The sequence below is a fragment of the Pseudoalteromonas sp. SR41-8 genome (assembly GCF_014163915.1).
GTDB lineage: Bacteria > Pseudomonadota > Gammaproteobacteria > Enterobacterales > Alteromonadaceae > Pseudoalteromonas > Pseudoalteromonas rhizosphaerae.
Genome location: NZ_JACJEE010000042.1, coordinates 23,824 through 30,831, shown reverse-complemented (window position 1 = coordinate 30,831; position 7,008 = coordinate 23,824). Strand labels below are relative to the sequence as shown.

Sequence of the window (7,008 nt, the reverse complement as noted above, 5' to 3'; positions counted from 1 at the left end):
GGCGAGTTGGCGAGTTGGCGAGTTGGCGAGTTGGCGAGTTGGCGAAGTTAAAGTAATAAGGAAAAGATACAATGGCTATTTTTAAAAATTTATTTCGCTGGCAGCGTGGCAGGCAAGATTCGGGCTATGACAAAATGCTTCTGTGTGGCGCCCATTGGCCAGTAAAGTTTGATACTTATTTAATTAAGTTTCCCGTTGGTAGTGAAATAAAGCCCCATACAGATAAAGTAAAAAAAGGTAAGCATTTTCGTTTAAATCTCATTATCAAACGTGCCCAACTGGGCGGTGAGTTTATGTGCGAAAACACCTTATTTCAAAGCCAGCGTATAAAACTATTTAGGCCCGATATAACTCAGCATGCAGTAACCAAAATAGAAAAAGGTAGTCGTTATATATTAAGTATTGGCTGGGTTAAAAGCGATTAATCTTCACTATTTTCTACCATACTGATCGTCAAAACGTTCAATATCCGTTTCATCTAAAACGCTGCCAGTTTGTACTTCTATAAGAATAAGTGGCTCATTTTGCGTGTTTGCTAAACTGTGAATGTGACCGGCGGCTATATAGCAAGATTGATCGGCAGTAAGCCTGTGTGCTTGGCCATCAATACGCACATCAGCAATGCCAGAGACGACAACCCAATGCTCAGCGCGGTGCTGATGGCGCTGCGTTGAAAGTTTGCCAGCTGGGCTGACAATAATTTTTTTCACTTTAAAGCCGGTGCCTGCAATTAACACTCGGTAACTACCCCACGGTCGATACACGGCTTGATGATGGATCAATTTATCACCGTGCTTAACGGCTAATTGCTTTAATAGTTCCGGAAGCTGCTCTAATTGGCTTTTGCTCGCGACTAAAGTTGCATCATGGGTGTGAATAATCGCTAAATCACTCACCCCAAGAGCTGCGATACTATGACCTTCTTCACCGCTGAGCAAGTTGTTATGGCTATGTAAAACCACGTCATCGGTGCTTAGGCTATTGCCTTGCTCGTCTTTATCGGCACTTTGCCATAGCGCATTAAAACCGCCGACATCATTCCAATTCAGCGCTAAAGGCAGCACCGCCACATTTGGGCTGCGTTCTAAAATAGCATAGTCGATTGAATCACTTGGACAGTTTTTTAAGACTTCATTATTGGCACGGGTAAAACCTAAGTCACCACTGAAATTGGCGGCTGCTGCAATGCAACTGGCGATTTTTGGTGCAAAACGCTCAAGTTCAGCAAGGTATGCGCTAGGAGTGAATAAAAACATTCCACTGTTCCAGCTATATTCGCCACTGGCAAGATATTGCTGTGCTAATAGTAGACTGGGCTTTTCTTTAAATTGATCAACTTCATAGCAGTTTGAAGATGCTATTTTAGTGCCATTTTTAATATAACCGTAACCGCAATGGGCTGAGTCTGGCTCAATTGCAAAGGTAATTAACTTGCCCTGTTGCGCCAAGCTTATCGCATCAGGAAGTTGCTCTATTAACAACTCAAAGTTATCAATATGATGATCGGCTGGAATCACTAATAAAGGTTTATCAAGCCCTTGCTGTAATGCATATTGTGCTGCCAATGCGATGGCGGGAGCAGTATTTTTGCCATCAGGCTCTAATAGTAACGCCATGGTTGCAACACCGATTTGCTGGCATTGGCTGCTGACAATAAAGCGATGCTGTTCATTACAAACCAAAATCGGATCAGTAAAACATGAGTCAGAGACTCTATTTAAGGTACTTTGCAATAATGACTCATCTCCCAGTAAAGGTAAAAACTGTTTTGGCATAGCTTGGCGCGATAATGGCCATAACCGCGAACCGATACCACCGGCCAATACAACTGGAATAATGGAGTTTTTCATAGCAAACACACTTAAATTTGAATGCCCGTAGTTTAACAGAGTATAGCGAGTGCATTACAGCAACTAAAAAATCTATTTTTCGTCATCGACTCGCTTTTAATTCAAGCTGTTCTACACTAAATCTTAATTACCTATATTAGGTTTACAGCTTTGCTTTGATAAGGATGTTGTTATGGCTAACCAAACCCGTTCATTCGGAAATTTTGTACGTAATATTGGCTTGACTAAAAAGCTTGTTATTGCCTTTTTGCTCGTTGCATTAATTCCCTTGGCGATAGCCATCAGTCTTGCACTGTATAACTCGGCTACTGCTTTAAATAAACAAACTTATGCTCAATTAGAAGCGGTTAGTGAAATTAAAAAAAGCGCCATTGAAAGGCATTTTGCCGATATACATGCGCAATTATTATTTTTAGCACAAAGCCCTTTACTCCACACCGCAGCAGATGAACTTAGCCGTGCATTTAAAGAGCCCTATACAACATCTCTCGACAGCACCGCAGAGCAACAGCTGGCAGATTACTATCACAACGACTTTAATACTAAATACCGGCTTAAAAACGAAGACAAATTGCCAACTTCTGAGCTGCTTTCCACACTTTCACCCACGGCTAAATATTGGCAATCACAATACCTAGCAGATAACCCATACCCACTTGGCGAGAAAGCAAAATTAGTACAAGCAAGTGCTGATAATAACTACAATTTACTACACAGCAAATACCATAGTTTTTTACTAAATTTTGCGCAAAAATTTGATTTTTATGATGTCTTTATCATCGACAATCGCAGCGCTGAAGTAGTTTACTCTGTTTACAAAGAAGTTGACTTTGCCACTTCTTTACTCGATGGACCTTATGCTAATAGCAACCTAGCATTGGCATTTAAACAAGCAAAAATGATCAATGAAGATGAAATAACCTTTGTCGATTATCAGCAATATTTGCCATCTTATAATGCACCAGCCAGTTTTATCGCCACCCCAATTTATAACCAAGGCGTACATACCAGCACCTTGATTTTTCAACTATCCATTGATGCCCTAAATGTCATTATGACTGAGCGGGCTGGCTTAGGTACAAGTGGCGAGACATATTTAGTCGGACCTGATTTTTTAATGCGTTCTGATTCCTTTCTCGACCCCGAAAACCGCTCAGTTGTAAATTCTTTTCGCTATCCAAGCATAGGTAAAGTAAAAACGCTGGCAACTGAGCTTACTCAGCAAGGTAAAAAAGGTCAGCAAGTAATCACCGATTATAGCGGCTCCTTAGTACTGTCGTCTTATCAACCTATTAACGTATTAGGTATACAGTGGTCATTACTGGCTGAAATAGATAAAAAAGAAGCTTTTGCCACAGTCAGTCATTTAACGACGATTCTCATTAGCACCTTAATCATATCCATCATTGCCATTACTCTGGTCGCTATTTGGTTTGCTCGTTCGCTCACCCGCCCTGTGCAATTACTTGTCGACACAATGCGTCACGTTGAACAAAAAGGTGATTTTTCGGTACGAACGCCAGTGCTTTCGAATGATGAAATAGGTTCATCGGCAAGTGCTTTTAATTGCCTCCTTGATGCGCTGCAAAGCTCTATTTCCCAAACCAATACGGTTATGAATAAAATGGCCGCAGGTGAATTTAACCACCGAATTAGTGCGCCCTGCAAAGGTGAATTAGATTCCTTAAAACAGGCCACAAATAATTGCGCAGACTCGCTAGAGCAAGCAATGAGTGAAATAAATCATATTATAGATGAAATGAGCCAAGGAAATTTTAACAGCCAAATAACAACCCCAATGCAGGGACAGCTGGCCACCTTAAAACAAAATATAAATGGCTCTCTGCAATCGCTAAATAGCACCATTACTGAAATTGTCGGGGTAATGAGCCATATCGAACATGGTGATTTTAAACAACAGGTTACGGTAGCCGCACAAGGCTCTTTGGCACAATTAAAAAACAGTGTGAATAATTCAGTACACAGTTTAGCGGGAGCAGTAAGTGATATCAGTCGCGTAATGAGCGCACTTCACGATGGGGATTTTTCACAACACCTTGAGCAACCTCTACAAGGCCAGTTAGCCACACTTAAAAATGATATCAACGCGAGCGTCGACAATCTCGCGTTAATCATTAAAAATATTAACGATGTTATGGCAGCCGTAAATGCTGGCAACTTTAAACAACAAGTAAATTGCAGTGCCAATGGCCAATTATCAACTTTAAAGCATAATATTAATAACTCAATTATGGGTTTAGACACTGCTGTAAGTGAAATATCAAACGTTATGCTGGCGATCAGTAAAGGTAACTTCGAGCAGACAATCGATAGCGATATGAATGGCCAACTCAATGTACTTAAAGATGATGTAAATAGCTCTATTAGCAATTTGAGTATTGTTATTGCTGAACTCGCGCGCGTTATGGCAGCTATGCGTAGCGGTGATTTTAATCAACAACTAGAGACAAACATGCAAGGCCAATTAGCGCAGCTGCAAAATGATGTGAACAGTTCTTTGACCATCACCGCAGATGCAATCGCAGAGGTAACTAAGGTATTAAGCGGGCTTGCTCAAGGCAATTTAAATCAACAAGTACAGCAGGATTACCAAGGTGTATTTGCTACATTAAAAGCAGATGTAAATCAAACGATTGAAAAACTTACCAGTGTTATTAGCAGCATCCAAGACTCTGCCTTAAGAGTATCACAAAGCGCCGCAGAGATAGCAGAGAGTAACACCGAAATAAGTCAACGCACTGAAGAGCAAGCAGCCAATTTAGAAGAAGCCAGTGCTAGCAGCAGTAACATGCTAGATGAAATAGCAGCCATTGCTAAGCAAGCTAACGAAGCGGTTAAGCTTGCAGAAAACGCTCAAATGAGCGCAACCGAAGGGGGCGAGCTATCCATACAAACGGTTCATGCCATTGTTGAGGTCAATAATTCCAGTAAGGATATTAATGAAATTGTCTCTGTTATTGATGAAATAGCATTTCAAACCAATTTATTAGCTCTCAACGCAGCGGTAGAAGCTGCCAGAGCTGGCGAGCATGGTCGCGGGTTTGCGGTCGTTGCCAATGAGGTTAGAGAATTAGCTGGACGCAGCGCAACCTCGGCGAAACAAATTAAAACTATAATAAGCAACAGCAACCAAAAAATTAGTCACGGTACCGCCCTTGCTAACTCATCAGGTGAGAAACTAAAGCAAATTGTCAGCGCTGTGGCTGATGTTAACCATATGATAGTGTCTATCAATAGCTCTTCGATTACCCAACAACAGGCAATTAAAGAGGTAGATATTGTGGTACAACGCCTAACAACCTTGATCCAAGAAAACTCAGCGATGACTGAAGAAACCATGGCTGCGGCAAAACAAATGGCAGATCAAGCTAACACTATGCGTCACTTGCTCGGGTATTTTTCACTGCAAAAGGCACCGTTATAAGGAAAATAAATTCACTAATAAATAGCAACGATTAATTGGCGATTCAAATTAACAAACTTGATAAACTAGCTGCACTGGATATTTTAATGCAAATTTAGGGATTCATAAGTGTACTTGCGACAACTTCAGTTAACAATGGTTTGTGCCGTAGCGATGCTGATACCACCAGCAGCTGTGGCTACGGCTGCTTACCAATGCACGGTTGATGGCGTGGCTACCTTTAGTCAACTACCTTGTGGTGACGATGCTAAAGAAATAAAAATTCCACCAACTAATGTGACCCAAGCAACTAATACGCAACAAAGCAAAGATATCATGGCGTCTGTAGATAGTTATGTTGCGATGCAAAAAATTGATCGTGAAATTGCAGTTTATCAACGAGAAATAAAGCAACTTCAAGATACTCTTGCAGAACAAAAAACCAAAATAAACTATATGACGCAAGACTCTGCAAATAAAATGGGTGCAAACTCAATTGCTGATGCGATAGCAAAACGCACAGCACAAGCTGAGCAACGCATTGAGCCGAAAATAAAGCAGTATCAGCAACAAATTGATGCGTTAAAAGCGTTTAAAACGCAACTAAGCCAATAAATTTAGCTTAGGGTTTGTTTAACCACTTTTATTAGCTGTGCTATATCACTACTGTTGTTATAAATATGCGGTGAAACTCGCACCCCATATGCTCGCGCATCGACACTTATATTCGCCTGAGACAGCGCGCTTAATACCGCTGGCTGTTGCTCGCCAAAATTTAAAATAGCTGTACCGCTACGTTTTTCTGGCGTTGTTGGTGACACCAAATATGGCCTAAATTCTGCACTTAATTGTTCAAGTAGCGCCAAGTTGTGCGCTCGCACTGTTGCAACACCTAATTTAGCAAAGTAACCAATGCTATGCCCTGCGAGTACAAATGGCGCAATCGATGGAGTGCCGCCCCAAAAACGCAATGCGCTATCATGATAAGCAAAGTGATGAATATCAAACTCAAATGGGTTTTGATGTGAAAACCACCCTACATCTTGTGGTTCGCACACATTTAATTGCGCTTGGCTTACCCATAAATATGCCGCACCGGGACCTGAGCATAACCACTTAACGCTGGAACCAATCATAAAATCAGCATCAACTTGGCTTAAATCTAGAGGCAATACACCAGCTGACTGCGCCACATCAACAAGACTCAAACAGCCTGCGTGCTTACACAGTTGCGTAATTTCAGCTACTGGCGCTTGCTGGCCAGTATTTGAATAAGCGTGACTAATAAATACTAAATCAATATCTGTTTGAATATATTGTTGCCATTGCACGCTATCAGTTAAATCTACGTGTTCAGGAATAAACTTTATTTCAGCGCTACTAGCCAGCGCTTTTTGCATTGCAAACCCCATGCTAGGAAAGTCACTTTGCGCCATCAACACCGTACAATCAGCTTGCCGTAAGCGAGGATGCGACATAACTAACTTTGTTAAAGCGCTCGATAAATTTACTTGTGGACAAAATTGCCTGCTCGGTGAATTAAACAATGTACTGAGCGCCTGAGTAAAGCGTTCAATGGCTGGCAGCCACTGCTGCCATGGCTCTTTATTACTCGCTTGCCAAGGAGCAAAAAAATGCTGGTTAAAATCATCTTGGCTGCTTTTCAGTGCACGGCCAACAGAGTGATTTAGCAAGTAACAGCCTGCGGCAAGATTAAAGTCATCTTTGTACATA

General features: G+C 41.4%; 5 protein-coding genes. 3 read left to right on the top strand and 2 right to left on the bottom strand.

What is annotated here, in order from left to right; genetic code table 11:
• The first annotated feature begins 71 nt into the window (after positions 1-71).
• The gene (locus tag H5162_RS19380) at positions 72-425 is read left to right on the top strand and encodes a 2OG-Fe(II) oxygenase (RefSeq protein ID WP_145242732.1); all 354 of its coding nucleotides are present in this window, start codon (positions 72-74) and stop codon (positions 423-425) included.
• 6 nt (positions 426-431) lie between these two features.
• Here the strand turns inward: H5162_RS19380 and H5162_RS19375 are convergent, their stop codons facing one another.
• Positions 432-1,850 carry a mannose-1-phosphate guanylyltransferase/mannose-6-phosphate isomerase gene (locus tag H5162_RS19375; protein ID WP_182732559.1) on the bottom strand — a complete coding sequence of 473 codons (1,419 nt, stop codon included), beginning with the start codon at positions 1,848-1,850 and terminating at the stop codon, positions 432-434.
• Between the two features lie 172 nt (positions 1,851-2,022).
• Between H5162_RS19375 and H5162_RS19370 the strand changes: the two genes are divergently transcribed.
• Positions 2,023-5,295: a methyl-accepting chemotaxis protein gene (locus H5162_RS19370; protein ID WP_182735770.1), complete on the top strand. Its 3,273-nt coding sequence runs from the start codon at positions 2,023-2,025 to the stop codon at positions 5,293-5,295.
• 108 nt (positions 5,296-5,403) lie between these two features.
• Positions 5,404-5,889, top strand: a complete 486-nt coding sequence (locus H5162_RS19365) for a DUF4124 domain-containing protein (RefSeq protein WP_310736441.1) — start codon at positions 5,404-5,406, stop codon at positions 5,887-5,889.
• A 2-nt stretch (positions 5,890-5,891) separates the two neighbouring features.
• On the opposite strand, the gene H5162_RS19360 is transcribed toward H5162_RS19365, so the two are convergent.
• Positions 5,892-7,007, bottom strand: coding sequence for an aminotransferase class V-fold PLP-dependent enzyme (locus H5162_RS19360; RefSeq protein ID WP_182779319.1), 1,116 nt, complete (start codon positions 7,005-7,007; stop codon positions 5,892-5,894).
• Position 7,008: the final 1 nt, after the last annotated feature.